This is a genomic window from Actinoplanes rectilineatus, assembly GCF_000962825.1.
In the GTDB taxonomy this organism is placed as follows: domain Bacteria; phylum Actinomycetota; class Actinomycetes; order Mycobacteriales; family Micromonosporaceae; genus Actinoplanes; species Actinoplanes rectilineatus.
Genome location: NZ_JZKF01000007.1, coordinates 94,662 through 118,597, shown reverse-complemented (window position 1 = coordinate 118,597; position 23,936 = coordinate 94,662). Strand labels below are relative to the sequence as shown.

22 protein-coding genes are annotated in these 23,936 nt (G+C 71.1%); 14 read left to right on the top strand and 8 right to left on the bottom strand.

The annotated features are described in order from the left end of the window. Positions 1 to 132 precede the first annotated feature (132 nt). Positions 133 to 960: a GNAT family N-acetyltransferase gene (locus WH85_RS08010; protein ID WP_045741072.1), complete on the top strand. Its 828-nt coding sequence runs from the start codon at positions 133 to 135 to the stop codon at positions 958 to 960. A 149-nt stretch (positions 961 to 1,109) separates the two neighbouring features. Here WH85_RS08010 and WH85_RS08005 read toward each other — a convergent pair whose 3' ends face one another. Continuing rightward, the gene (locus WH85_RS08005) at positions 1,110 to 3,482 is read right to left on the bottom strand and encodes a beta-glucosidase (protein ID WP_045741071.1); all 2,373 of its coding nucleotides are present in this window, start codon (positions 3,480 to 3,482) and stop codon (positions 1,110 to 1,112) included. Between the two features lie 58 nt (positions 3,483 to 3,540). After that, positions 3,541 to 4,506, bottom strand: a complete 966-nt coding sequence (locus tag WH85_RS08000) for a LysR substrate-binding domain-containing protein (RefSeq protein WP_045741070.1) — start codon at positions 4,504 to 4,506, stop codon at positions 3,541 to 3,543. Positions 4,507 to 4,806: 300 nt separating this feature from the next. On the opposite strand from WH85_RS08000, the gene WH85_RS07995 reads away from it, so the two are divergent. The 9 genes from WH85_RS07995 (at position 4,807) to WH85_RS07955 (ending at position 13,952) form a co-directional block, all read left to right on the top strand. Continuing rightward, on the top strand, positions 4,807 to 6,189 hold the full coding sequence (locus tag WH85_RS07995; protein WP_045741069.1) for an ABC transporter substrate-binding protein: 1,383 nt from the start codon (positions 4,807 to 4,809) through the stop codon (positions 6,187 to 6,189). 78 nt (positions 6,190 to 6,267) lie between these two features. Next, positions 6,268 to 7,236 (top strand): carbohydrate ABC transporter permease, encoded by a 969-nt coding sequence (locus tag WH85_RS07990; protein ID WP_045741068.1) that lies wholly within the window; start codon positions 6,268 to 6,270, stop codon positions 7,234 to 7,236. Next, positions 7,233 to 8,093, top strand: a complete 861-nt coding sequence (locus tag WH85_RS50200) for a carbohydrate ABC transporter permease (RefSeq protein WP_045741067.1) — start codon at positions 7,233 to 7,235, stop codon at positions 8,091 to 8,093. The genes WH85_RS07990 and WH85_RS50200 overlap by 4 nt, the downstream gene beginning before the upstream one ends. Before the next feature lie 91 nt (positions 8,094 to 8,184). After that, positions 8,185 to 9,432: a flavin-containing monooxygenase gene (locus WH85_RS07980; protein ID WP_045741066.1), complete on the top strand. Its 1,248-nt coding sequence runs from the start codon at positions 8,185 to 8,187 to the stop codon at positions 9,430 to 9,432. Further along, positions 9,432 to 9,863, top strand: a complete 432-nt coding sequence (locus WH85_RS07975) for a RidA family protein (RefSeq protein WP_045741065.1) — start codon at positions 9,432 to 9,434, stop codon at positions 9,861 to 9,863. Before WH85_RS07980 ends, WH85_RS07975 begins: the two co-directional genes overlap by 1 nt. Continuing rightward, positions 9,860 to 10,531, top strand: a complete 672-nt coding sequence (locus tag WH85_RS07970; protein WP_045741064.1) for a DUF1028 domain-containing protein — start codon at positions 9,860 to 9,862, stop codon at positions 10,529 to 10,531. The genes WH85_RS07975 and WH85_RS07970 overlap by 4 nt, the downstream gene beginning before the upstream one ends. Further along, entirely contained in the window at positions 10,524 to 11,654 is a 1,131-nt protein-coding gene (locus tag WH85_RS07965) for a M20 family metallopeptidase (RefSeq protein ID WP_045741063.1), read from the top strand. Before WH85_RS07970 ends, WH85_RS07965 begins: the two co-directional genes overlap by 8 nt. A gap of 108 nt (positions 11,655 to 11,762) precedes the next feature. Beyond that, positions 11,763 to 12,611, top strand: a complete 849-nt coding sequence (locus WH85_RS51535) for a DUF2510 domain-containing protein (RefSeq protein ID WP_045741062.1) — start codon at positions 11,763 to 11,765, stop codon at positions 12,609 to 12,611. A gap of 60 nt (positions 12,612 to 12,671) precedes the next feature. Next, the gene (locus WH85_RS07955; RefSeq protein ID WP_045741061.1) at positions 12,672 to 13,952 is read left to right on the top strand and encodes a multidrug effflux MFS transporter; all 1,281 of its coding nucleotides are present in this window, start codon (positions 12,672 to 12,674) and stop codon (positions 13,950 to 13,952) included. A 400-nt stretch (positions 13,953 to 14,352) separates the two neighbouring features. Here WH85_RS07955 and WH85_RS07950 read toward each other — a convergent pair whose 3' ends face one another. Then, complete coding sequence (locus WH85_RS07950) at positions 14,353 to 14,850, bottom strand: RICIN domain-containing protein (RefSeq protein WP_157410884.1); 498 nt, start codon at positions 14,848 to 14,850, stop codon at positions 14,353 to 14,355. Positions 14,851 to 15,042: 192 nt separating this feature from the next. On the opposite strand from WH85_RS07950, the gene WH85_RS07945 reads away from it, so the two are divergent. Then, the gene (locus WH85_RS07945) at positions 15,043 to 17,622 is read left to right on the top strand and encodes a tetratricopeptide repeat protein (protein ID WP_045741183.1); all 2,580 of its coding nucleotides are present in this window, start codon (positions 15,043 to 15,045) and stop codon (positions 17,620 to 17,622) included. Here WH85_RS07945 and WH85_RS07940 read toward each other — a convergent pair. The 4 genes from WH85_RS07940 to WH85_RS07925 form a co-directional block, all read right to left on the bottom strand. After that, a complete protein-coding gene (locus WH85_RS07940) occupies positions 17,547 to 17,813 on the bottom strand; it encodes a hypothetical protein (RefSeq protein WP_045741059.1) in 267 nt (88 codons plus the stop codon). The genes WH85_RS07945 and WH85_RS07940 overlap by 76 nt on opposite strands. Positions 17,814 to 17,841: 28 nt before the next feature. Next, positions 17,842 to 18,651, bottom strand: coding sequence for a carbohydrate ABC transporter permease (locus tag WH85_RS07935; RefSeq protein WP_083448855.1), 810 nt, complete (start codon positions 18,649 to 18,651; stop codon positions 17,842 to 17,844). Continuing rightward, positions 18,648 to 19,475, bottom strand: a complete 828-nt coding sequence (locus WH85_RS07930; protein ID WP_425394620.1) for a carbohydrate ABC transporter permease — start codon at positions 19,473 to 19,475, stop codon at positions 18,648 to 18,650. Before WH85_RS07930 ends, WH85_RS07935 begins: the two co-directional genes overlap by 4 nt. 62 nt (positions 19,476 to 19,537) lie before the next feature. Next, a complete protein-coding gene (locus WH85_RS07925; RefSeq protein ID WP_045741058.1) occupies positions 19,538 to 20,800 on the bottom strand; it encodes an ABC transporter substrate-binding protein in 1,263 nt (420 codons plus the stop codon). Positions 20,801 to 20,961: 161 nt separating this feature from the next. On the opposite strand from WH85_RS07925, the gene WH85_RS07920 reads away from it, so the two are divergent. From WH85_RS07920 to WH85_RS07910, 3 genes are read left to right on the top strand one after another with little or no spacing between them, the layout of a single operon-like run. Beyond that, the gene (locus WH85_RS07920; protein ID WP_245673854.1) at positions 20,962 to 22,116 is read left to right on the top strand and encodes a cytochrome P450; all 1,155 of its coding nucleotides are present in this window, start codon (positions 20,962 to 20,964) and stop codon (positions 22,114 to 22,116) included. A 15-nt stretch (positions 22,117 to 22,131) separates the two neighbouring features. Beyond that, the gene (locus WH85_RS07915) at positions 22,132 to 22,761 is read left to right on the top strand and encodes a TetR/AcrR family transcriptional regulator (protein WP_045741057.1); all 630 of its coding nucleotides are present in this window, start codon (positions 22,132 to 22,134) and stop codon (positions 22,759 to 22,761) included. Further along, positions 22,762 to 23,313 (top strand): family 43 glycosylhydrolase, encoded by a 552-nt coding sequence (locus WH85_RS07910; RefSeq protein WP_045741179.1) that lies wholly within the window; start codon positions 22,762 to 22,764, stop codon positions 23,311 to 23,313. It begins immediately after the preceding gene. Positions 23,314 to 23,323: 10 nt separating this feature from the next. Here the strand turns inward: WH85_RS07910 and WH85_RS07905 are convergent, their stop codons facing one another. Next, a complete protein-coding gene (locus WH85_RS07905) occupies positions 23,324 to 23,896 on the bottom strand; it encodes a nucleoside deaminase (protein ID WP_045741178.1) in 573 nt (190 codons plus the stop codon). Positions 23,897 to 23,936 lie beyond the last annotated feature (40 nt).

Here is a 23,936-nt window from a genome sequence, read left to right as displayed (position 1 = left end):
CGACGGCGCCGGTTCGGCGAGGAGAGGGCGGCCGCATCGTGTACGAGCGGCGTCGGCCGGCCGACAGCGGCGGGTGGGCGCGGGGTCCCGCGGTGCGGGAAAAGGGGTTGGGGTGCATGCGAGCATGGGCGCGTGAGCTTCGACATCGAGGTGCTGACCATCGACGACCTGGCCGGCTGTCTCGCTCTGGCGCAGGACCGGGAGTGGAGACCCGAGGAGCGGCGCTGGCGGCTGCTGTTCGAGCTGGGCACCGTCTTCGGGGTGCGGGACGACGACGGGCGGCTGGCCGGCACCACGGTTCTGACCGCGTTCGGCACCGCGCTGTCGGCGATCAGCATGGTGCTGGTCGCGTCGGAGCACGGGGGACGCGGGCTGGGACGGCGCCTGATGGAGCACGCGCTGGCCGCGGCGCGCACGGATGACGTGATGCTCTACGCGACGGCGTACGGGCAGCCGCTCTACGAGAAGCTCGGGTTCACCGCGGGGGAGCCGCTGCACGTCCACCTCGGGGAGCTGTCGGTGCCGCCGACCTCGCGGACCCGGCCGGCCGTGCCCGCCGACCTCGCGGCGGTGACCGCACTGGACCGTGCGACGACCGGTGCGCCGCGGGACCGGCTCGTGCGGTGGCTGTTCGACAGCGCCGAACGGCTCCGGGTGCTGGAACGCGACGGCGTCATCGTGGGTTACGGGGCCGCCTGGAACAACCTCGACCAGCTGATGGTCGCCCCGGTCGTGGCCGAGAACGATCAGGACGCGAAAGCTCTGATCGGCGAGTTGACCGCGGACGCCGACCGGCCGGTGCGGGTGGACCTGCGGGAGGCAGCGGCCGCGCTCCGGGAGTGGGTGGAGCACGGCGGCGCCGCACGGGTCCTCACCAGCACGACGATGGTGCAGGGCGGGCGCACGCTACCCGGCGACCGCAGCCGCTGGGTGGTGCCGGCGACGCAGGCCCTCGGCTGAGCCCGGCCCGGCCAGGACCGGCGGCCAGGCTCGGCTCGGCTCGGCTCGGCCCGGCTCGGCTCGGCCCGGCTCGGCTCGGCTCGGCCCGAGTCGCCGGTCCTGGGCTCAGCCCGGGCCGGCCCGCGTCGCAGGCCCCGGACCGAGCGGGGTCAGCCAGCGTCGCGGATCGCGGCCAGCAGCCGGTCGGCCTGATCGTCGGTGAAGCTGATCCGGAACCGGCGTTCCAGGGTGGCGACGATGCCGATGAACGAGTCCCGGCTGTACTCCAGCATGCTGTCCACCTCCGCCTCGCTGCGGTCCAGGGCGGCGGCCAGGAACGCCGCGGTGGCCGCCCGGGCGACCGGATTGTCCAGGATGAACGACGGCTGGGTGTCGCGCAGCACCGGCCGGTGCCGGCTGGTGCTGCCGGCCGTCGTCACGTCGACGCTCGACGTCAGGTCGCGGGAGGAACGGCCGGCGTGCAGGCGTACGGTCTCGTCGTCGAGGACCCACCGCTGCCGTGCGGTGTCCCAGAAGCTCAGGTCGTCGGCGGTCACGCTGATCCGGACCGTGCCGGTCTCGCCGGGCTCCAGCTCGATCCCCGCGAAACCGGCGAGCGCGAGGAGCGGGCGCCGGACCCGGGGGTCGCGGTGCTCGGCGTAGATCTGCACGGTCTCGCGCCCACGCCGGGCGCCGGTGTTGGTGACCGGCACCTCGAGGTGCACTACGCCACCCTCGGACAGCGTGGCCACGTCGGCCGGGCCGCCCGCGGCCGGGCCGCCCGCGACCGCGCTGGATGTGACCGCGCCGGATGTGACCGGGCCGGACGTGACGGCCGTGACCGGGCCGGTCGCGAACGTCGTGTAGCCGAGCCCGTGGCCGAAGCAGAACAGCGGCTCCCGGCCCAGCGCGTCGTAGGAGCGGTAGCCGACGTGGATGCCCTCGGCGTACACGTGCCGGCCGTTCTCGCCGGGGTAGGTCAGCCAGCCCGGGATGTCCTCGATCCGGGCCGGGAACGTGGTGGTGAGCCGGCCGGTGGGTTCGGCGGCGCCGGTGAGCACGTCGGCGGTGGCCCGCCCGGCGCCCTGCCCGGCGAGGAACGTCGCGAGGATCGCCGGGACGTCGTCGCGCCAGGGCATCACCACGGCGTCCGGTGACGCCACGACCACCACGACCGGGACGCCGGTGGCGGCGAGGGCCGCGATCCGCTCGTCCTGCCCGGCGGCCAGGGCCAGGGTGCGGCGGTCGGCGCCTTCGCCGTCGTACTGCAGGTCGGTGTTGGCGAAGAACACGACGACGTCGGCGCCGGGGATGTCGGCGGGCGCCGGGTCGTACAGCACCTCCACGGCCGGCCCGAACGCCCGGCGCAGCTCGTCGAGCGGCACGTCGACCCGGGTGGGGGAGGTGGTGGCGCTGCCGGATCCCTGGATCACCGGGTCCACCGCGCCGTCACCGGCGACCACCACCCGGCGCAGGGCGGCCGGGTTCAGCGGGAGCAGCCCGCCGTCGTTCTTGAGCAGGACCATCGACCGGGCGGCCATCTGCCGGGCCAGGTCGTGGTGGGCGTCGCGGTCGAACGCCGTGGCCCGCGACGGCCGGGCGGCGACCGCCCGGTGGACCAGTTCCAGCACCCGGCGGCAGGCGGTGTCCAGGTCGGCGGCCGCGACGCTGCCGTCGGCCACCGCACGGCGCAGGGCGGCTTTACGCGACGGGCTCTCCGGCATGTCCAGGTCGTTGCCGGCGGCGATCGAGGCGGCCCGGTCCTTGATGCCGTGCCAGTCGGAGACGACCGTGCCGCGGTAGCCCCAGTCGCCGCGCAGCACGGTGTCCAGCAGCCACGGGTCCTGCGAGGTCTGTACCCCGTTGAGCCGGTTGTACGAGCTCATCACCGTCCATGGGTCGCTGCGCCGGACGACCCGTTCGAAGCCGCGCAGGTAGATCTCGCGCAGGGCCCGTTCCTCGATGACCGAGTCCATGGTCGTCCGCTCGACCTCGCAGTTGTTGGCGGCGAAGTGCTTCAGGGACGCGCCGACCCCGTTGTCCTGCAGCCCGTCCACCACGGCGGCCGCGATCTCCGCGGTGACCAGCGGGTCCTCGGAGTAGTACTCGTAGGCTCGCCCGCCCAGCGGGGTGCGCCGCAGGTTGATGCCCGGTCCGAGCAGCACGTCGACGCCGAACTCGCCGCACTCGGCGGCCAGGGCCGCGCCGAGCCGGTGGGCCAGGCCGGTGTCCCAGGAGCAGGCCAGGGCGGCGCCGGTCGGGAAACAGGTGGCCGGGCGGGTCCGTCCCCAGGCGGTGGCGGTGCCGTTGGCGCGACGGTTGACCACGGACAGGAAGTCGTCGAGGTCGAAACCGCCCTGCTCGTCGCCGGCGATCTGGCTCTCCGAGTACCGCACGCCGTAGGTGCCGTCGGTCATGACGATGCTCGGGACACCCAGCCGGGGGATCGGGGTGGTCTTCCACATGCCCCGGCCGGACACCAGGTCGACCTTCTCGTCGTCGGTGAGCGCGGCCAGCACCTGGCCGACGTCGAAAAGGCTCACGGGGGCTCCTCGGGTCACGTCTGACTATGCCGAGCCAGTGTGCGGAGCCGCCGGGACATCATTCAAATTGCCGATCTGCTTCCAGTGCATCGGTTTTGCCGATGTTCTCGCTCGTCAGGGCGGTGGCGGCGAGCCGGACGGCGTCCGCGACGGCGCGTACCCGGGCGGTCGCCCGCACCGACCGGAGGGTGGCCACCACCAGGGGCAGACCGGGCACCTCGTCGGCGATCGGCCGGGTCACCACGGTCCGCCCGTCGTAGGTGGCGTCGTGCCGGGGGCGCTGGTTGAGGATGGAGTAGCCGTACCCCTTGGCGACCAGGGAGCGGACCGTCTCGTACCCGCGGGACCGGTGCCGCACCACCGGTTCGACGCCGGCGCCGCGCATCACGTTCAGGAAGTACTCCCGGCTGTACGGCAGGTCGAGCAGGATCAGTCGTTCCCCGGCGAGTTCGCGCAGCGGCACCCGGCTCCGGCCGGCCAGGGCGTGCCCGGCCGGGAGCACGACGTGCGGGGTGACCGTGGTGACGACTTCCCGCCGCATGTCGTCGCCGTACGCGAAGTCGTAGCTGACCGCCATCTCGGCCCGCCCGGAGCGCAGCGCCTCGCGGGCCTCGGCGGCGTCGACCTCGACCACGTCGACCTCCAGGTGTGGGTGACGTTCGGCCAGCAGGGCCATCATCTCGGCCAGCAGGAACGGGGCGAGGGTGACGAAGAAGGCGATCCGGATCGTCCCGCGGACCTGCTCGTCCATGCCCCGGGCGGCGTCCAGCGCCTCGTCGAGGGTGCCGAGGACCGACCGGGCGTCACCCAGCAGCTGCTGACCGGCCGGGGTCATCGCCAGGCCCTTGGAACGCATCCGGATGAACAGCTGGGCGCCGACCTGACCTTCCAGTTGCGCCACCGCGGTGGAGACCGCGGATTGGGCGACGAGCAGGTTGGCCGCCGCCTGGGTCATGCTCAGACAGGTGGCCGCCTCCACGAAGTAGCGCAGTTGTGTAAGCGTGATGTCAGCCTTGCGTGCCATCTGTCTCCCCAGGAATCCGCCGGCGTCGGCATCTCATTCTCCGATGCCATTCCCCCGGTGGAAGGGCGTCGTGTAACACGTGTGTGAACCGTTCCACCTGCGAGGAAGCGCTAGTGTATCGATGTTGTTACGCGCAGGTTTTCGGGTTTTGTTCATCAGAATTTCTGATGTGCTTCCCTGCGCGATCCATTTTTTACTCCACAAGAATCCGCTCCTAGGCTGACCTGGCCGGACCAAGGGCCCGCCCGGAACGGGACTTCCGGACCCCCATTCACGCCATTTCTCGTGCGGAGGACCCTTATGCGTTTCCCCCGACGTCGTACCGCCATCGCGGCGGGTGCCGCCTTCACCGCTCTCACACTGACCCTCGCCGGATGCGCCGACGCCGGCACCGAGGGCACCGGCTCCGGCTCGGCCGCCGCCGCTCCCACGCTGCCGGCCGCGTACCTCGAGGCCGCCAAGACCTTCGCGACCGGCCTCACCACCGGCGGCGCTGAGATCGGTGGCACGGTCACCGTCATCGGCACGCTGGCCGGCACCGAGAAGGAGCGGCTGCTCTCCACGTTCGCCCCCTTCGAGGAGGCGACCGGCGTAAAGATCAACTACACCGGCACCGAGGACTACACCACCGTGATCCAGGCGGGCGTCGACTCCGGCAACCCGCCGGACGTCATGACCGTCTCCAGCCTCGCCATGGTGCGGCACTACGCCGAGCAGGGCGCCCTCAAGGACCTGGACACCCTGGTCGGCACCAGCACACTGACCAAGAACTTCAACCAGGGCCTGGTCGACGCGACCACCGTCGGCGGCAAGCCGTACGCGCTCTACATGTCCCTGGACAACTTCATGGTCTGGTACAACCCGCAGAAGTACGACGGGCCCACCGACGGCACCTGGTCGGACCTGAGCGCCTGGACCGAGAAGAAGGCCGCCTCCGGCAGTTCGCCCTGGTGCCTGGGCCTGAGTGCGGGCGCCAGCACCGGCTGGCCGGGCGCGTTCATGGTGCTCAACCAGATCGTCAAGTCGGCCGGCCCGGATGTCGCCAACGGTCTCGCCACCGGCGCCACCAAGTGGAGCGACCCGCAGGTCAAGGCCGCCTTCCAGACCGTCGGCGACCTGATCCAGAAGGACGGGATGGTCTACGGCGGCGCATCCGGCGCGCTCTCCACCGAGCAGGGCTCGGCCGGCAACGGCATGTACACCGACCCGCAGCAGTGCTCGCTCTTCGAGTGGGGCACCTACGGCGCGGCCACGCTGATCTCCGGCAACGCCACGGTCAAGGCCGGGGAGAACCTCGACTTCATGCCGATCCCGGCGAGCAACCCGCAGTTCGCGAACACCGAGGCCTACACGGGTACGGTCGTCGCCGCGTTCAGCGACCGCCCCGAGGTCAAGGCGTTCCTGCAGTACATGGCCTCCACCGAGGAGCAGACCCTGATCGCCGCCACCGGCAACTACGTGGCCCCGGCGACCGGCGTGCCGGCCGACGCGTACCCCAACGACGTGCTGCGCAAGGTCTCCACCGAGATGCTCAGCAAGGACCTGACGCCGCTGCCCAGCGCGACGATCGACACCAGTGTCCGGTCGACCCTGTACACCGCGTTCGCGAACTTCGTCCAGGACCCGTCGACGCTCGACGCCGGCCTGAAGACGATCGACGACGCCCAGGCCGCTCTCGGCTGACGATCCGCCGGGCCGGTGCGGGTCACCGCACCGGCCCGCAGGACATCCCGTTCGCACCTCGATGCTGGAGCAGGTCCCTTGAACTCCTCACCGTTGCTCGCCCTCGTCGGGGGCGTGCTCGTCATCCCGGCTCTCGTGCTGCTCTGGCTGACCCTGGGCGAGCGGCTCCTGCGCCTGCTGCCGCCCCGCGCCCAGGAGCGGACCCGGCCGTGGATCTGGCTCGCGATCCCGCTGGTCCTCGGCGGCACCATCCTGGTGTACCCCCTGGTCCAGACGGTCCTGATGTCGTTCCAGGACCGTTCCGGCACCGGTTTCGTCGGACTGGCCAACTACGACTGGGTGCTCAGCGAGCAGGTACGCCCGGTCCTGGTCAACAACCTGATCTGGCTGATCGTCCTGCCGCTGGTCACCCTGGGGCTGGGCCTGGTGATCGCGGCGCTGGCCGACCGGGTCCGCTACGAGTGGCTGATCCGCACCGTGATGATCCTGCCGATCGCCATCTCGTTCTCGGCCGCCGCGATCATCTGGCGGCTGATGTACGCGTACCAGCCGGCCGGCGCGTCGCAGACCGGCACGCTCAACGGCATCCTCAACCAGCTCGGCCTGGAACCGGTGGCGTTCCTGTCCGACCCGGCGATCACCACCTGGGCCCTGATCGTCGTCGGCATCTGGATGTCCACCGGCACCGCCATGCTGATGCTGTCCGCCGCGATCAAGAACGTCGACGCCTCCACCCTGGAGGCCGCGCGCCTGGACGGGGCCGGCGAGCTGCGGGCGTTCTGGCACGTCGCCGTCCCGCAGATCACCCCGACGATCATCGTCGTCTACACCACCCAGGTGATCTTCTCGCTGAAGATCTTCGACATCGTCTACACGATGACCAACGGCGCCTTCGGCACCAACGTCATCGCCAACCGGATGTACGCCGAACTGTTCCAGGCCCGCAACTACGGCCACGCCTCGGCCATCGCCGTGGTGCTGCTGATCGTGGCCATCCCGATCATCGTCGTCAACGTCCGCCAGTTCCGTGAGGAGAACGCCCGATGACCGCCCCCACGGCCCGGCGGCCGCGCCTGTCGCCCTGGCGCGGTCTGATCCACCTGACCCTGCTCCTGGTCGGCGTCGCCTGGCTGGTGCCGCTGGTCGGGCTGGTGCTCTACTCGTTCCGCACCATCGCCGACTCGGCCGGCAGCGGCTGGTGGAACGCGGTGGTCAAGCCGTGGTTCACGGTCACCAACTACCGGGACGCCTGGGTCACCGGCGGCATCGGCAAGGCCGTCCTGAACAGCGTCCTGATCACCCTGCCGGCCACCGCGATCACCGTCGTGATCTGCGCGGTGTGCGCGTACGCCCTGGCCCGCATGACGTTCCGCGGCCGGATGACCCTGCTGGCGATCACCGTGAGCCTGCTGGTGGTCCCGCCGCAGCTGACCCTGGTGCCGCTGCTGCGCCTGTTCAACACCCTGGGCCTGACCGGTGAACTGCCCAGCGTCTGGCTGTTCCAGGCCGGGTTCGTCATCCCGTTCGGCACCTACCTGCTGTACGGCTTCTTCCGCGCCTTCCCGGAGGAGCTGCTGGAGGCGGCCTCGCTGGACGGGGCGAGCGTGCCCCGGACCTTCCTCAGCATCGTCCTGCCGACCAGTGTGCCGATCATCGTCGCGCTCTCGATCATCCAGTTCATGTGGTCGTGGAACGACCTGCTGGTGCCGCTGCTCTTCCTGGGCGGCGGGGCGGACGTCGCGCCGGCCACCGTGCAGATCGCCGGCCTGGTGCAGTCCACCGGCGGCGGCCTCAACGCGCTGTCCGCCGCCGCCCTGATCTCGATGATCCCGCCGGTCGTGGTGACGCTCGCCCTGCAGCGGTACTTCGTCCGCGGCATCCTCGGCGGCGCGGTCAAGGGCTAGACCCCCGTGCGGGGTTCACCGGGCCGCGTGCGGCCTCCTGCATCAGGAAAACAGATGCGCATCGTACGAAACATGAGGAGTGGAGATAAGCATGTCGGCCGAAGAGGTTGAGGTTCTCGTCGTCGGGGGTGGCCAGGCCGGCCTGGCGATGAGCGAGCACCTGGGCGCCGCCGGGGTGCGTCACCTGGTCCTGGAACGCCACCGGATCGCCGAACGCTGGCGCTCGGAACGCTGGGACTCACTCGTCGCCAACGGCCCCGCCTGGCACGACCGCTTCCCCGGCATGGAGTTCCCGGACGTCGCCCCGGACGCCTTCCCCGGCAAGGAACAGGTCGCCGCCTACTTCGAGGCGTACGCCGAGAAGATCGACGCCCCGATCCGGACCGGCGTCGAGGTCACCTCGGTGACCCGGCACACCGGCCGGCCCGGCTTCCGGGCGCAGACCTCGGCCGGCACCGTCGACGCCCGTTTCGTCGTCGCCGCCACCGGCCCGTTCCAGACCCCGGTCATCCCGCCGATCGTCCCGGACGGCGCGGTCGACCTGCAGCTGCACTCCAGCGGATACCGCAACCCCGCCCAGCTGCCCGACGGCGCGGTCGTCGTGGTCGGCGCCGGCTCGTCCGGCACGCAGATCGCCGACGAACTGCGGCGCGCCGGCCGCGAGGTCCACCTCTCGGTCGGCCCGCACGACCGGCCCCCGCGCCAGTACCGCGGCCGTGACTTCGTCTGGTGGCTCGGCGTCCTCGGCCTGTGGGACGCGGCCGCCCCGCCGCAGGGCGCCGAACACGTCACCATCGCGGTCAGCGGCGCCCGCGGCGGGCACACCGTCGACTTCCGCAACCTCGCCGCCGACGGCATCCACCTGGTCGGCCGCACCAGCGGCTTCGCTGACGGCGTCCTGAGCTTCGACGGCGACCTCGAGCGCAACATCGCCGGCGGCGACGCCAACTACCTCGCGCTGCTCGACGCGGCCGACGACTACGTCACGCGCAACGGCCTCGACCTGCCCGAGGAACCCGCGGCCCGCGACCTCGGCCCGGTGCCGCCGGCTGCCACCGCCGCCCTCGACCTGGCCACGGCCGGTGTCCGCACCATCATCTGGGCGACCGGCTTCGCCGCCGACTACCGCTGGCTGCAGGTGGGCGGGTTCGACGACAACGGCAGACCCCGGCAACGCCGTGGCGTCTCCACCGAGCCCGGCGTCTACTTCCTCGGCCTGCCCTGGCTGTCCCGCCGCGGCTCCAGCTTCATCTGGGGCGTCTGGCACGACGCCAAACACGTCGCCGACCAGATCCTCATCCAGCGCGGATATCACGCCTACTCGAAGGAAGACGCCTGATGAACCCACCCATCGTCGCCGGCGGCCACACCCGGATCCGGCCGTTCAACACCCGCGACACCTACCCCGAGCAGAACCTCGACAACGACCTCTGCCAGGCCGTCGTCGCCGGCAACACGGTCTACGTCCGCGGCCAGATCGGCCAGGACCTGGACACCAGCGAGTCCGTCGGGATCGGCGACGTCGAGGCGCAGACCGAACGCGCCATGGCCAACATCGCCATGCTCCTCGAGGAGGCCGGCGCGCAGATGCAACACCTGGTCAAGCTCACGATCTACATCGTCGACCCGCGGTACCGGGAGACCGTCTACCGCACCATCGGCCGCTGGACCCGCGGTGTGCACCCGATCTCCACCGGCCTGGTCGTCTCCGCTCTCGCCCGCCCGGAATGGCTCGTCGAGATCGACGCCATCGCGGTCCTGCCGTCATGACGTTCAGCATCGCCGCCACCGACGGCACCGGCGCGTTCGGCATCGCCATCGCCTCGTCCAGCCCCGCCGTCGCCGCCCGCTGCCTGCACCTGCGGGCCGGCGTCGGCGCCGCCTGCTCCCAGAACGTCACCGACCCCCGGCTGGGCCCGCTGCTGCTCGACGCCGCCGCCACGGGGCAGACAGCGGACGCGGCCCTGGCGTCGGTCATCGCCGGGCACCGCGACGTCGCCTTCCGTCAGCTCACCCTCGTCACGGGGTACGCGCAGAGCAGCGTCCACACCGGCACCGAGGCGCTCGGCGTCACCGGTTCGGCGCAGTCCCCGGCAGCGGTGGCGGCCGGCAACCTGCTCGCGTCACTCGACGTGCCGGAGGCGATGGTGACCGCGTTCGAGGAGTCCAGCGGCGACCTGGAGACCCGGCTGTTCGCCGCCCTGACCGCGGGACTCGCCGCCGGAGGCGAAGCCGGTCCGGTCCATTCGGCCGGGCTCGCCGTGGTCCGCGAGGTGCCGTGGCCGGAGACCGACCTGCGGGTGGACTGGGCCGACGACGATCCGATCGGGCGACTCGGCGCGCTCCTGCAACGATGGCTGCCCCAGCGCGACGACTACGTGACCCGCGCGCTGCGGCCTGCCACGGCACCTGCTTACGGCGTACCCGGCGATGAATGACGGCGGCAGGAAAGCCGCGGCCCGGACCGTCGCGGGTCGCGCACCGGAGCTGATCGGCCTCTCCGAACGGCTGCACGCGCACCCGGAGATCGCCTGGGAGGAGCACCGGGCGGCCGGCTGGGTCGGCACGGTGCTGGCCGAGCACGGGTTCCGTGTGACGCCGCGCTACCTCGGGCTGGACACCGCGCTGCTGGCCACCTACGGCTCGGGGCCGTTCCGGGTCGGGCTGTGCGCCGAGTACGACGCGCTGCCCGGCCTCGGCCACGCCTGCGGGCACAACCTGATCGCGGCGATCGCGGTCGGGGCGGCGCTGGCCCTGGCGCCGCTCGCCGACGAGGCCGGCCTGACGATCGAGGTGTACGGCACGCCCGCCGAGGAGGGCGGCGGCGGCAAGATCGAGATGCTGGAACGGGGCGCGTTCGCCGGGCTGGACCTGGCGATGATGGCCCACCCGGCACCGGTCGACGTGGCGGAGGCGGAACCGTTCGCGGTGTCGCACTCGCACGTGACCTACACCGGGACGGGGGCGCATGCGGCGGCGTACCCGGAACAGGGCGTCAACGCGGCGGACGCGTTCACGATCGCGCAGGTGGCGGTGGGGTTGTTGCGCCAGCAGCTGCCGCACACGGTCCGCGTGCACGGGATCATGACGAATGGGGGAGAGGCGCCGAACGCGATTCCGGCCCGCACCGAGGGCCGGTGGTACGTCCGGGCCGGCAGCCTCGCGCAGCTCGCCGAGACCGAGGAGAAGGTGTGGCGGTGTTTCGAGGCGGGGGCGGTGGCCACCGGGGCCGCGCTCGAGATCGTTCCGGAGAGCAAGCCGTACGCTGAGTTCCGGACGTTCGAGCCGGCCCTGGCGGCATATGTCCGGAACTCTCGTGATCTGGGGCGGACGTTCGACACGGGGTCCCCGGCCCGGCGGATGAACCGGGCCTCCACCGACATGGGCAACGTGTCCCAGGTCGTGCCGGCCATCCACCCCTACATCGGGATCGGCTCGCTGCCCGCCCTCAACCACCAGCCCGGGTTCGCCGCCCACTGCGTCGGCGGCGACGCGGAGAAGGCCCTGCTCGACGCGGCCACCGCCCTCGCCTGGACCGCCCTCGACGTGGCCGCGATGTAGCGGTCCGGGTTCCTCAAGAAAGCCGTCCGGGTGCCGACTACACCTGCTGGAGAACCGTGCGCACCGGGTGTCCTCCGGTGCCCGAACGAGCAGGACGGGAACCGGACGATGACACAGGATCCGGCGACACAGCACGCGCCCGCGCCGAGCACCACCGTGCCGGCGGGCTGGTACGCCGACCCGCACGGCCTGCCCGCCCAGCGCTGGTGGGACGGACAGGCCTGGACCGACCACCTGCACCCGGACGAGCCGCAGCCACCCGTCGCCCAGCCGCCCTTCCTGGCCGTCCCGTCCTCCGGCTCGTCCGCCATGATGTCCCCCGGTCAGGACGGCGCCGGTGGGCATCCGGCGTCCTACGGGAACGCGGAGGCGTATCACCAGGCGGGCTCCTACACGCCGGTGGCGTCGCACGGACAGGCCGGATCGTCGACGGTGTTCCACGGGCAGCCCGGCGCGGAGACGACGGTGATGCCGTCGGTGAAGTCCGCACCCCACAGCCGGCCGCAGTCGGGTCTTCCGCAGCCGGGACTTCCCGGTTCGGGGCTGTCCGCCGCCGGGCAGGCGTCCTACGCGCAGCCCGGGGCCGGTGCGCCCGCCTCCGCGGCTCCGGCAGCGGGGGCGCCCGCTTACGGGGCGCCCGGTAACGTGCCGGGACATCCCGCTTTCGGGACCGCGCAGGCGCAGCAGCCCGCGACGTTCGCGGGCCCGATCGAGAACAAGGAGGCCGGCAAGGCCCGCTTCTACGGCATCCTCTCCCTGTTCATCAACATCGCCTTCCTGCCCGGCATCGCGGCGCTGTGGTTCGGGTTCCAGGGCCTCAGCCAGGCCGCGAAGCTGGAGGCCGCGGGGCACGGACCGGTGGGTAAGGGCAAGGCGATCGCCGGTCTGGTCTGCGGAGGCCTGGGCACACTGTTCGCCGCCGTCATCCTCCTGATCCGGTTGCTCCTGCTGAGATGACAGGTGTGACCAGCGATACCCTGAGGAAGAATCCGGCACCGGGACGACTTGTCGCCTGTCGTGGCTGACACTTCTCCCGTAACCCCGCCCGACCAGCTCTCCCCCGGGGAGAGGCTTGCGCCGGGGCGCCGTTTCCGGATCGTTCTGGTGCTCGGCTTCCTCACCGCTCTCGGTCCGCTGACCATCGACATGTACCTTCCGGCGCTGCCCACCATCAGCGACGACTTCGGGGCGACGGCCGCCGCCGTGCAACTGACCCTGACCGGCACGCTCGTCGGCCTCGGCCTCGGTCAGCTGCTGGTCGGCCCGCTCTCCGACGCGATCGGCCGGCGGGTGCCGCTGCTCGCCGGAGTCGGCGTCCACCTGATCGCCTCCCTGCTGTGCGTGGTCGCCCCCGACCTGGCCGTCCTCGGCGCGCTGCGGGTGCTGCAGGGCCTCGGCGCCGCCGCCGCGTCGGTGGTGGCGATGGCGATCGTGCGGGACCTGTTCAGCGGACTCGCCGCCGCGAACCTGTTCTCCCGGCTGATGCTGGTCGTCGGCGTGGCGCCGATCCTCGCCCCGACCATCGGCGGCCAGACGCTGCGGTTCACCGACTGGCGTGGCGTGTTCGTGCTGCTCGCGATCGCCGCACTGGTGCTGATGGTGGTCACCGCGATCACCCTGCCGGAGACGCTGCCCCGGGAACGCCGGCGTGAGGGCGGCGTGATGGGGACGCTGCGTGACGGCGGCCGGCTGCTGACCGACCGGGTGTACGTGGGCCTGATCCTGGTGGCGGGGCTGGCGATGGCGGCGCTGTTCGCGTACGTGAGTGGTTCGTCGTACGTCTTCCAGGACGGGTACGGCATGAGCGAGCAGCAGTTCGCCCTGGTGTTCGCGGGTGGCGCGGTCGGCCTGATCGGTGCGACCCAGTGCAACGTGCGGTTGCTGCGCCGCTGGAGCCCGCAGCAGATCATGAGTGGTGCGCTGGTCGCCGGACTGGTGTTCGGTCTGACGCTGCTGGTGCTGGCGGCGACCGGGATCGGTGGACTGGTCGGGGTGCTGATCCCGCTGTGGCTGGTGCTGGCGATGGTCGGCCTGGTGATGCCGAACGCCCCGGCGCTGGCGCTGTCCCGGCACGGGGAGGCGGCCGGAACCGCGGCGGCGCTGCTGGGTGCGGTGCAGTCGGGTGTGGGGGCGGCCGCCGCGCCACTGGTCGGGGTGCTGGGTGTCGGCCCGGAGGCGATGGCCGTCGTGGTGTTCGGCAGCATGGTCGCGGCGACCGCGGTGTACTTCCTGGTGGTCCGGCCCAGCCGCCTGCCGGTGATGGCACACGGCGAGCCGGTCGTGGCGGTGGCGCACTGATCCGCACGTGATGTCCGTCGGGGGCCGGTCCGGCTGGACACCTTTCGCAGTCAGGGTCTGCCTCTGTGGTGATTTCGGGCGCTCAGCGCGCCCGTATTCACCACACCGCCACGGGTGTGGTGATTTGGGGCGTCCAGCGCGCCCGTATTCACCACACCACCAGGGGTGTGGTGAATTGGGGCGTCCAGGGCGCCTGAAATCACCACGCGGACGGGCTTCGCACCCTGACCACGAAACGTGTCTAGCGCCCACCGCTGTGTGGCCGGTGTCGAGACCGCCGTGGGTGCTGGCTGGACTCGCCGGGCCGAGCGTCGCATCCAGGGTCCGCACCCTGCTCCGGCCCTGACCCGATGCGTGCCGGCGACGCCGCTGGAGTAACGCCCAGCGGCGTCGCCCCCGGCTATCGGAAGGCCCACACGTTGGTCGGCCACTGCGGAGCGTTCGGGTAATCCAACGTCACGCCGGACCCGTTGGCGGTGGACGGCGCGTTCAAGGAGCCCAGGAAGGCTTGCCATTCGGCGTTCCGGAGGAACTGCCATCCGTCACCCTCAGGCCGGCCGTCGTTCCTCCACAGGGTGTACTTGCTGCCGTCACAGGCCCCGGTCACCACGGGACCCGGGAAGGTGCCGGCCGCACGCAGGCATCGGTCCGTCTTCGCGTTGCGAATGGCGAAGAAGCCGGAGGCGGTCCAGTCGAGATGCCAGTACTGGTTGGCGACCGACTGGCAGTCCCAGATGTAGGCGCCGTTCGGATTGTTGCCGTCCACGCAGTTGTTCTCGGTGTTGTAGATCTGGAAACTCGGCTCCGGGGGCTCTGCCGCCGACGCCTGCGGTGACGCGAGAAGGGCCGTCAGCGTGACGGCCGCCATCGCGGCAGGAAGATGCCACCGAACTCTCATGATTCTCCCCCATGGTCGTGTGGCCCCGGCGGTGTCGCCGGCCGCCTCGCCACACAGTGTGGAATCGGCGAACGCCGTCTCGGGGGAAGTTCGGACGACTTCGGACGGTGTCCGATCGACGACGGCCGGCGCCGGTGGCGGGCGGTAGCGTCACGGCACGCATCTCGATGTCGAGCTCTCTGTGGAGTGACGATGCCGGACAGGTCCGCGAGCGCGCCGGGAACACCGTTCACCGCGCTGCCCGACCCGGCGCGGGCCGGGTCGATCGACGGCATCGTCGAGCGGCTGCGGATGCTGAAACTCTGGGCCGGTGACCCGTCGTACGAGGCGATCAAGATCCGGGTGAACGCCGGCCGGCCCGCCGGCGAGCTGGTGTGCAAGTCGACCGTGGCCTATTGTTTCCGGCCCGGGCGGCGGCGGTTGGATACCGATCTGGTGCTCGCGGTGGTCGCGGCGCTGCACGGCGACGCCGGATATGTGACCCAGTGGCGTCAGGCGCTGCGGGTGGTCGGCGGTGAGGCCGAGGCGACGACGCAAGTCCGGGTGGTGGGCGGCCTGCCGCCGGAGCATGAGGGCTTCATCGCCCGCGACGACGAGGTGCGGCGCATCCGCGATGCGGCACGGCGACCCGGCGGGACAGCGGCGGTGTGCGCGATCGAGGGCATGGCGGGAGTGGGCAAGACCCACCTCGCCCTCCACACCGGACGTCTCCTGGCACGCGAGGGCATCGTCGAGCAGGTGTTGTACGTGGACCTGCGCGGATTCGACCCCGATCCGGGCCGGCCGCCGGTCGACCCCGCCGCGGTCCTCGACGGGTTTCTGCGCCGGCTCGGGATGTCCGGCCGGGGGATCCCGCACAGTCTGAAGGCCCGCGCCGGCGCCTACCGGAACCTTCTCGCCCGTACCCGGACACTGGTGATCCTGGACAACGCCGCCGGACCGGACCAGGTTCGACCGCTGCTGCCGCGCACGCCCGGCAGTCTCACCCTGGTGACCAGCCGTCGCCACCTGGGCCTTCGGCCGGCGCTGCTGCTTCCCCTCGCGGTCTTCACCCCGCAGGAGGCCGTCGCGTTCGTGAGACGGGCGACCGGTGGGGTCCCGGCGGGCGCCGACCCCGGGGCCACGAGCCGGATCGCTCACCGATGCGGCTGTCTGCCCCTGGCGTTGAGCCTGCTCGTCGGGCATATCCGAAACACACCGGACTGGACGCTGACCGACCATGCCGACCGGCTCGACGACCGTCATCGTGACCGCCGCCTGGACAGCGGAGTCGAGCTCGCCCTGTCCCTCTCGTACCGGCATCTGGCTCCGGACCACCGGCGGCTGCTGCGCCTGCTGGCACTCTCTCCGGGCCGGGACATCGATGCGTACGCCGCCGCGGCCCTGACCGGTTCCGGCCGGGACACGGCCGCGGCGATGCTGGCGGACCTGTGCCGTCATCACCTGCTCCAGGAGGAGCCGGCGGGACGCTTCACCTTCCATGACCTCGTCCGCACGTACGCCGTCACCAAGGCGCTCGACGAGGACCGCCCGGCGGACCGTCACGCCGCCCTGACCCGGCTGTTCGACCACTGCCTCGCCGTCGCCGGCACCGCGGTGAGCGTGCTGTACCCGGCCGACATCCACCCGATACCACCCGCGCCCCCGACCGGATTCCCGGCTCCCGACACGGGCAGCCCGGAGCTGGCGCGGGGATGGCTGGACGCCGAACGGCCCAATCTGCTGGCCATGGTCCGGTTCACCGCCCGTGACGGCTGGCCTGCTTACACTGTCCGGCTGGCCGGCGCCCTGCACCGCTATCTGCACAACCGTTGTGGCACGGAGGTGGTGACCATGCACCGCCAGGCGGTGCGTGCCGCCCGGCAGACCGGCGATGTGAGCGGGCATGCCCAGGCTCTGGCCGACCTGGGCGGTGCGTGTCACAAGCTGGGCAGGTACGGGACGGCCGTGAAGCATCTGCGGCAGGCGCTGGCACTGTTCCGCCAGACGGGTGACGTCTCGGGAGAGGCCCGCGTGCTGATCGGTCTCGGTGTGGTCGAGCACCGGTTGTGCCGTTACGACAAGGCAGCCGGCCGCTTCGCGCGCGCTCTGGACCTGCACCGGCAGCAGGGCAACCGCATCGGGGAGGCGCAGGCGCTGGCGAACCTGGCCGATGTCGACAACCGGCTGGGGCGGTGCGGATCCGCCGCCGATCGTTTCGCGCAGGCCCTGGTGCTGTGCCGGCAGGGCGGCAACCTGGACGGCGAGGCGGGCACCCTGGGCGGGCTCGGACTGGCCGAGCTGCGCCTGGGCCTGGTCGAGCAGGCCGGTGAGCACCTGAAGCAGTCGCTGTCGCTGTACCGGCGGCTCGGCCATCGCACCGGCGAGGTCATCGCGTGGGACAACCTCGGCGCGTACCACCGGCGTCTGGGCCGGTTCCCGCAGGCGGGCGAGCACCACCAGCGGTCCCTGAGCATCTGCCGCGACATCGGTTACCGGGAGGGCGAGCCGCGGGCCTTGAACGGCCTCGGTGAGACAGCCTCGGCGGCGAACCGGCCCGGCGAAGCCCTGCTGCATCACTCTTCGGCCGCCGTGCTCGCCGTCGAACTCGGCACGGCCGACCAGCAGGCCCGCGCCGAGGCCGGCCTCGGCCGCGCCCGTCTCGCCCTCGGTGAGGCGGGCCTCGCCGCCGGTCATTTCCGGGCTGCCGTTGCCCTCTACCGCCGTCTCGACATGCCCGAGGCCGACGAGGTCGGCTGCATGTTGTCGTCTTCCGCTCCGGCATCCACCTGATCGGATACGAGTTGCCTCACCGCCGCCACGTGGCGCACCCACTGCCAGGTGCGGGCGAGCACGGCGCGCAGGTCCAGGTCGTACCAGCGGTCTTCGGTGTACGCCGCGGAGCGCAACGACATCGAGCGGGCCGGGTCCGGGTCGTGCCCCGATCCGATGTCCTTCACGTCCTGTCTGCCGACCGTCGTCATCGCCGCTCGCCGACTCGCATGATCATCGTCAGCTCTTCACCGAACCCGCCATCAGCCCGCCGATGAACCAGCGGCCGAGCAGGACATAGACGAGCAGTGTCGGCAGCGAGGTGATCAGGGCACCGGCCATCGACGCCGCGTAGTCCGGGGACTGGGCGCCGGCCAGCGCGTTGAGGGCGATGGTGATCGGGCCGTTGCGGGTGTTGGACAGGAAGATCGCGAAGAGGTAGTCGTTCCAGGCCGAGGTGAACTGCCAGATGACGGTCACCACGAAGCCCGGTCCGGAGATCGGCAGGATGATCCGGGTGAAGGTCCGCAGCAGGCCCGCACCGTCCACCCGGGCCGCCTCGACCAGGTCCTCCGGCACGGTGGTCGCGTAGTAGTTGCGGAAGATCAGCGTGCAGATCGGGATGCCGTAGACGCAGTGCGCCAGCACCAGGGTGGGGATGCCGGGCGGCACGCCCAGGGTCAGCACGATGTCGCGCAGCGGGATCATCACCGCCTGGTACGGGATGAACATGCCGAACAGGATCAGCGTGAACACCACGTCCGCGCCGGGGAACCGCCAGCGTGACAGCACGAACCCGTTGGCCGCGCCGATCAGCGACGAGATGACCGCCACCGGGATGGCCAGTTGGAAGGTGCGCAGGAACGACGGGCGCAACGCGGTCCACGCCTTCTCCCAGGAGGCGGTGGTCCACGTGGACGGCAGGTTCCACTGGCTGGTGACACCGATGTCCGAGCCGGCCTTGAAACTGGTGACCACCAGGACGTACGCCGGCATCAGCACGACGATCAGGAAGAGGAGCAGGACCGTGTAGCGGGGGATGCGGGTCATCGGGTCTTCTCCGTGCGCTGGGTCCAGACCAGGTAGGGGACGATGACCACGGCGACGAGCAGCAGCAGGACCACCGAGATCGCGGCGGCCTTGGCGTAGTCGCTGGTGAGCAGGGCCTGCCAGACGTAGACGGCGGGCACCTCGGTGAGCCACTGCGGACCGGACACGCTCATGATCAGGTCGAACATCTTCATCGACATGTGCCCGAGAATGATCAGCGCGGACAGGGCGACCGGGGTGAGCTGCGGGAAGATGACGTTGCGGTACAGCCGGTAGGTGCTCGCCCCGTCCATCGCGGCGGCCTCCCGCAGCTCGGCGGAGATGCCCCGGAAGCCGGCGAGGAACAGCGCCATCACGTACCCGGACAGCTGCCAGACGGCCGGGACCGCCATCGCGGCCATGCCCCAGTCGGGGTCGGTCCACCAGGGGTTCTGCAGGAAGTCCAGGTGCAGGCCGCCGAACACGGCGTTCAGCCCGCCCGCGTTCTCGCCCTGGTTGGGGTTCATCAGCCAGCGCCAGACGACGCCGGAGGCGATGAAGGAGACCGCCATCGGGAACAGGTAGACGGTCCGGAACAGGCCCTCCCCGCGGACACCACGTTCCAGCAGGTACGCCCAGAGCAGGCCGAGCAGCATCGCCCCGGCGATGAACACCACCGTGAAGATCAGCAGGTTCTTCAGCGAGTGCAGGAAGCGGTCGTTGATGTCCTCGGTGAACAGGTACGTGTAGTTGTCCAGGCCGACGAACCCCTTCGAGCCCAGCGCGGTGTGCTCGTCGGAGACGGAGACCTTGATCGTCCAGGCGATCAGGCCGTAGACGAAGATCGCGAGCAGGATCAGTGAGGGGCCGAGCAGGATCAGGCCCGGCCCCCAGTGACGGAATCGTCTCACTTGCCGGCGAACTGCTTCGCCGCGGCGGCCAGGGCCTTCTGCAGTCCGGCCACGTCCTGGCCGGTGGAGAAGGCGCCGAGTGCCGAGTTCGCGGCGCCCTGCCAGCCCTGCGAGCAGGCCGAGCCGTGCGCGCACGACGGGACCTGGGTGGCGGACTTCCAGTCGGCCATCGCGGCCTGCTGGTATTCGGGGTAGTCGCCGGGGACGGCGTCGGTGCGGGCCGGGATCGAGCCCTTCGTGGTGTTGAACGCCTTCTGCCCCTCGGCCGAGCCGACCGTCTTGAGCCAGCACTTGGTGCCGTCCGGGTTCTTCGCGCCCTGGGGCAGCACGAACGAGTCGGCCAGCCACTGGAAGGTGGTGCCGTTGCCGGGGAAGGTGAACCAGCCGTAGTCCTTGAAGCCCTTGGCGTCCAGGTCGGCGGCCTCCCAGTCGCCCATCAGCTGGTACGCCGCCTTGCCGTCCATCACCAGCTTCTCGGCGTCGGTCCAGTCCAGGGCGTCACGGTCGGTGTTGGTGTACGTGAGCAGCCGCTTGAAGTCGTTGATCGCGGTGGTGACGCCCGGGTCGTTCCAGTCGGTGGCGCCGTTCCACAGTCCGGTGAACTTCTCCGGCCCGAGGTCGGTGATCAGCACCGACTCGAAGAGCATCAGCTGGGTCCAGTCCTTGCCGATCGCCAGGGGCGCGGCGATGCCCTCGGCCTTGACCTTGTCCAGGTCGGCGAAGAAGCCGGCCAGGTCGGCCGGGGTCGCGGTGATGCCCGCGTCGGCGAGGACCTTCTTGTTGGTCCAGACCACGTTGGCCCGGTGGATGTTGGCCGGGACCGAGTAGATCTTGCCGTCCACGGTCAGGTTGTCGATCAGGCCCGGCGGGAAGGCCTGCTTGAGGCCCCAGGAGTCGTAGTCGGCGCTGAGGTCCTCGACCTGGCCGGCGTTGATGTAGTCGATCAGTTCGGCACCGGCGTGCGCCTGGAAGGTGTCCGGTGGGTCGCCCTGCTGCAGCCGGGAGGCGAGCACCTGTTTGGCGTTCGCCCCGGCGCCGCCGGCGACCGCGCCGTTGACGAAGGTCTGTCCGGTGCAGGCCGTGGTGAACTGGCCGACCAGGCCGTCGAGTCCGGCCTTCTCACCGCCGTCGGCCCACCAGGTGAAGACCTCGACCTGGGTGGAACCGGCACCGCCGTCGTCGTCGCTGCCACAGGCCGAGGTGGCCAGCAGGGTCGCGACGCCGACGACAGCGAGTGCCGCCCGTCGTGTGAAACGCATGTCTACCCCCATCCGGATCCCTTTCCTGCACCATGCGCGGGTCTCCGGAGGGAGTCAACGAAAGTTTCCTTCCTGTTACCAGAGATCCATTGTCGACTATCCGATCGCGACCGGTGGGCGTAGGGTGCCAAGTAAGCAGACGTTTGACTTAAGGGGATGACGTGCTGGAATACCCGTTCACACCGCCGACCGCCGTGGACCCGCCGGCGGAATGGTCCCGGCTGCGCGCCCAGTGCCCGGTCGCCCACGTGCGCACCACCGACGGCCGCGACGCGGTGCTGCTCACCCGCTACGACGACGTCCGCACGATGATCACCGACCGGCGGTTCGTCCGGAACACCCCGGCCGGCGGCACCATGGGCGGACCCGCCTTCATGAACGACGAGGCCGCCCACCTGCGCTGGCGCCGCCTGCTCAGCCGCTCGTTCACCGCCAAACGGATGACCGCCCTGCACCCCGGCATCGAACGCATCACCCACGACCTGATCGACGACATGGTCACCCACGGCGCACCGGCCGACCTGCGCACCGCCCTGGGCTTCCCCCTCCCGGTGTACGTGATCTGCGACCTCCTCGGCGTCCCGGCATCCGACCGCGAACGGTTCGCCGGCTGGTCCGACCGGTTCCTCAACCTCACCCGGTTCACCGCCGACGACGTGGCACAGTCGGGACGCGAACTCTGGGCGTACATGACGAGGCATGTCGCCCGCAAACGCGCCGAACCCGGCGACGATCTGCTGTCCGAACTGGTCACCGTGGTGGACACCGAGGACGGCCGGCTCAGCGAGGACGAACTGATCTTCACCGGTCAGGCGCTGCTGGTCGCCGGCCACGAGACCACCGCCAACATGATCGGCAAGATGGTCGCCATGCTGCTGGCCCGCCGCGAACGCTGGGAACAGCTGCTCGCCGACCCCGGTCTGGTCCGCACCGCCGTCGAGGAGGTGCTGCGCTTCGACGCCAACCTCGGCTTCGGCACCCACCGGCTGGTCACCGAACCCGTCGAGATCGAGGGCACCCGCATCGAGGCCGGCACGACCGTCCTGTCGTCGATGCCGTCGGCCAACCGCGACGAACGGATCTTCACCGACCCGGACGAGATGGACCTGACCCGCAAACCCAACCCGCACCTGACCTTCGGCGCCGGCCCGCACTCCTGCCTCGGCCAGGCCCTGGCCCGCATCGAACTGCAGGCCGTCCTCGCCGTCCTGCTCCAGCGGGTGCCCACCCTGGAACTCGCGGTGCCCGTCGAGGAGCTACGCCGCCGCCAGGGCCTGCTCGTCGGCGGCCTGGAAGAGGTACCCGTGCGCTGGTAGATCATCATGGCTGTCATGAGCGCTGACACCAGACGGACCCGGGCCGGCGACACCCGCGCTCTGCTGCTACGCACGGCCGAGAGGTTGTACGCCGAACGCGGACTCGCCGCCGTCTCCCTGCGCCAGATCGTGGAAGCCGCCGGGGTCGGGAACAACTCGGCCCTGGCCTACCACTTCGGCGCCCGCCCCGACGTCGTGCACGCCATCGGCGAGGTGCACGCCCCCGGCATCGCCGCCCACGCCCGTACCCTGGTCGCGGCGTCCCGGGACGCCGGCGACCCGCGCGAGCACGTGGCGTGTCTCGTCCTGCCGTACGTGCGCCACCTCGCCGGGCTGGGCGTGCCCAGCTGGTTCGCCCGCTTCACCGCCCAGGTCGCCGCCGACCCGTCCTTCGGCGACGGCCTGCACTCGCACGCCGAACTGGCCCCGGTCCTCGAGGTCGCGAGCACCCGGGTATGGGCGCACATGCCGCGGCTGTCCCCCGCGGAGATCACGCTGCGCACCTCGATGCTGCGCCAGGGTCTGATCCACACCTGCGCCCAGCAGGAGGCCCTCGCCGCCGCAGGCACCCCGGTCGACTGGGACCGGGTCGGTTCCGCATTGACGGATGCCGCTACCGGACTGGTCCTGGCCTCTCGTGCGTAAATGCGTCGTATCAGCGTCCTCGCCGCGGTAGTGGTGCTCTTCGTTCTGGCCGGCGTCGTCCCGGCCCAGGCCGCGCAGACCGGCATCCGGGCCGCCGACCCCAGCGTCATCCGGGTCGGCAGCAGCACCTACGTCGGCGTCCAGTCCTACGACGGCGGCATCGGGGTGCGCACCGCCACCTCACCGGACGCGCTCGCGTCGTCGGCCGTCAGCAAGGTCTGGTCCGACACGGCCGGGTTCGGCGAGGTGTGGGCCCCCGAAGTCGTCTACGACGGCGGCCGCTACTACATCTACTTCGCCGCCGGCACCGGCGCCGCCCACCGGATGTACGTGATCAGCTCCACGGCGGCGACCAGCGGCTACACCGCCGCCACCAAACTGAACCTGCCCGACGACAAGTGGGCCATCGACGGCATCCTGGTCACCTTCAACAGCCAGCGCTGGTTCGTCTGGTCCGGATGGGCCGGCGACACCAACGTCGAACAGAACCTCTACATCGCCCGGATGTCCAGCCCCACCACGGCCACCGGCGCCCGGTACGCGATCGCCTGACCCGTGCCGGTCAGCCGCGCCCGTTGTAGACGACGGCGTCGGTGCGCTGCCCGTAAGCCCGGAACACGGCTGTCGCCTCCGCACGCAGCACACCCGACTGGACCTCGATGCCGCGCCGCTCGAACTGCTCCCGCCAGTCGTCGCGCATCGGTCCCTCGTCGAACCCGGTCAGTCTCTCCAGGTCGTCGCCCTCCCCGGCCACCACCAGGCGGGTCACCCCCGACCACATCGCCGCCCCGTAACACATCACGCACGGCCGCCAGTTCACCGCGAGTTCCAGCTCGTGCGGCCCCAGATTCCAGGTGCCCAGCCGCACCTGCGCCAGGGAGATCGCGACGACCTCGGCGTGCAGCGACGACAGGTCATAGGTGAGCACCAGGTTGACGCCGACCGACAGGACCTCCCCGCTGTCGCGCCGGCTGACCACCGCGGCGAACGGCCCGCCGGTGTCCTCCCGGTGGTTACGCTCGGCGAGCCGGTTCACCAGCCGCATCCGCTCCTCGACGCCGGGCAGCGCAGCCGGGTCCCCGGCGATCTCCTCGAGAACCCAGGGCGGCAGTTCGGCGCCGAACCGGGTGGGCATGCTGTTCACGGTCGCCTCCGTCGGTAGACCCCCCGATCGT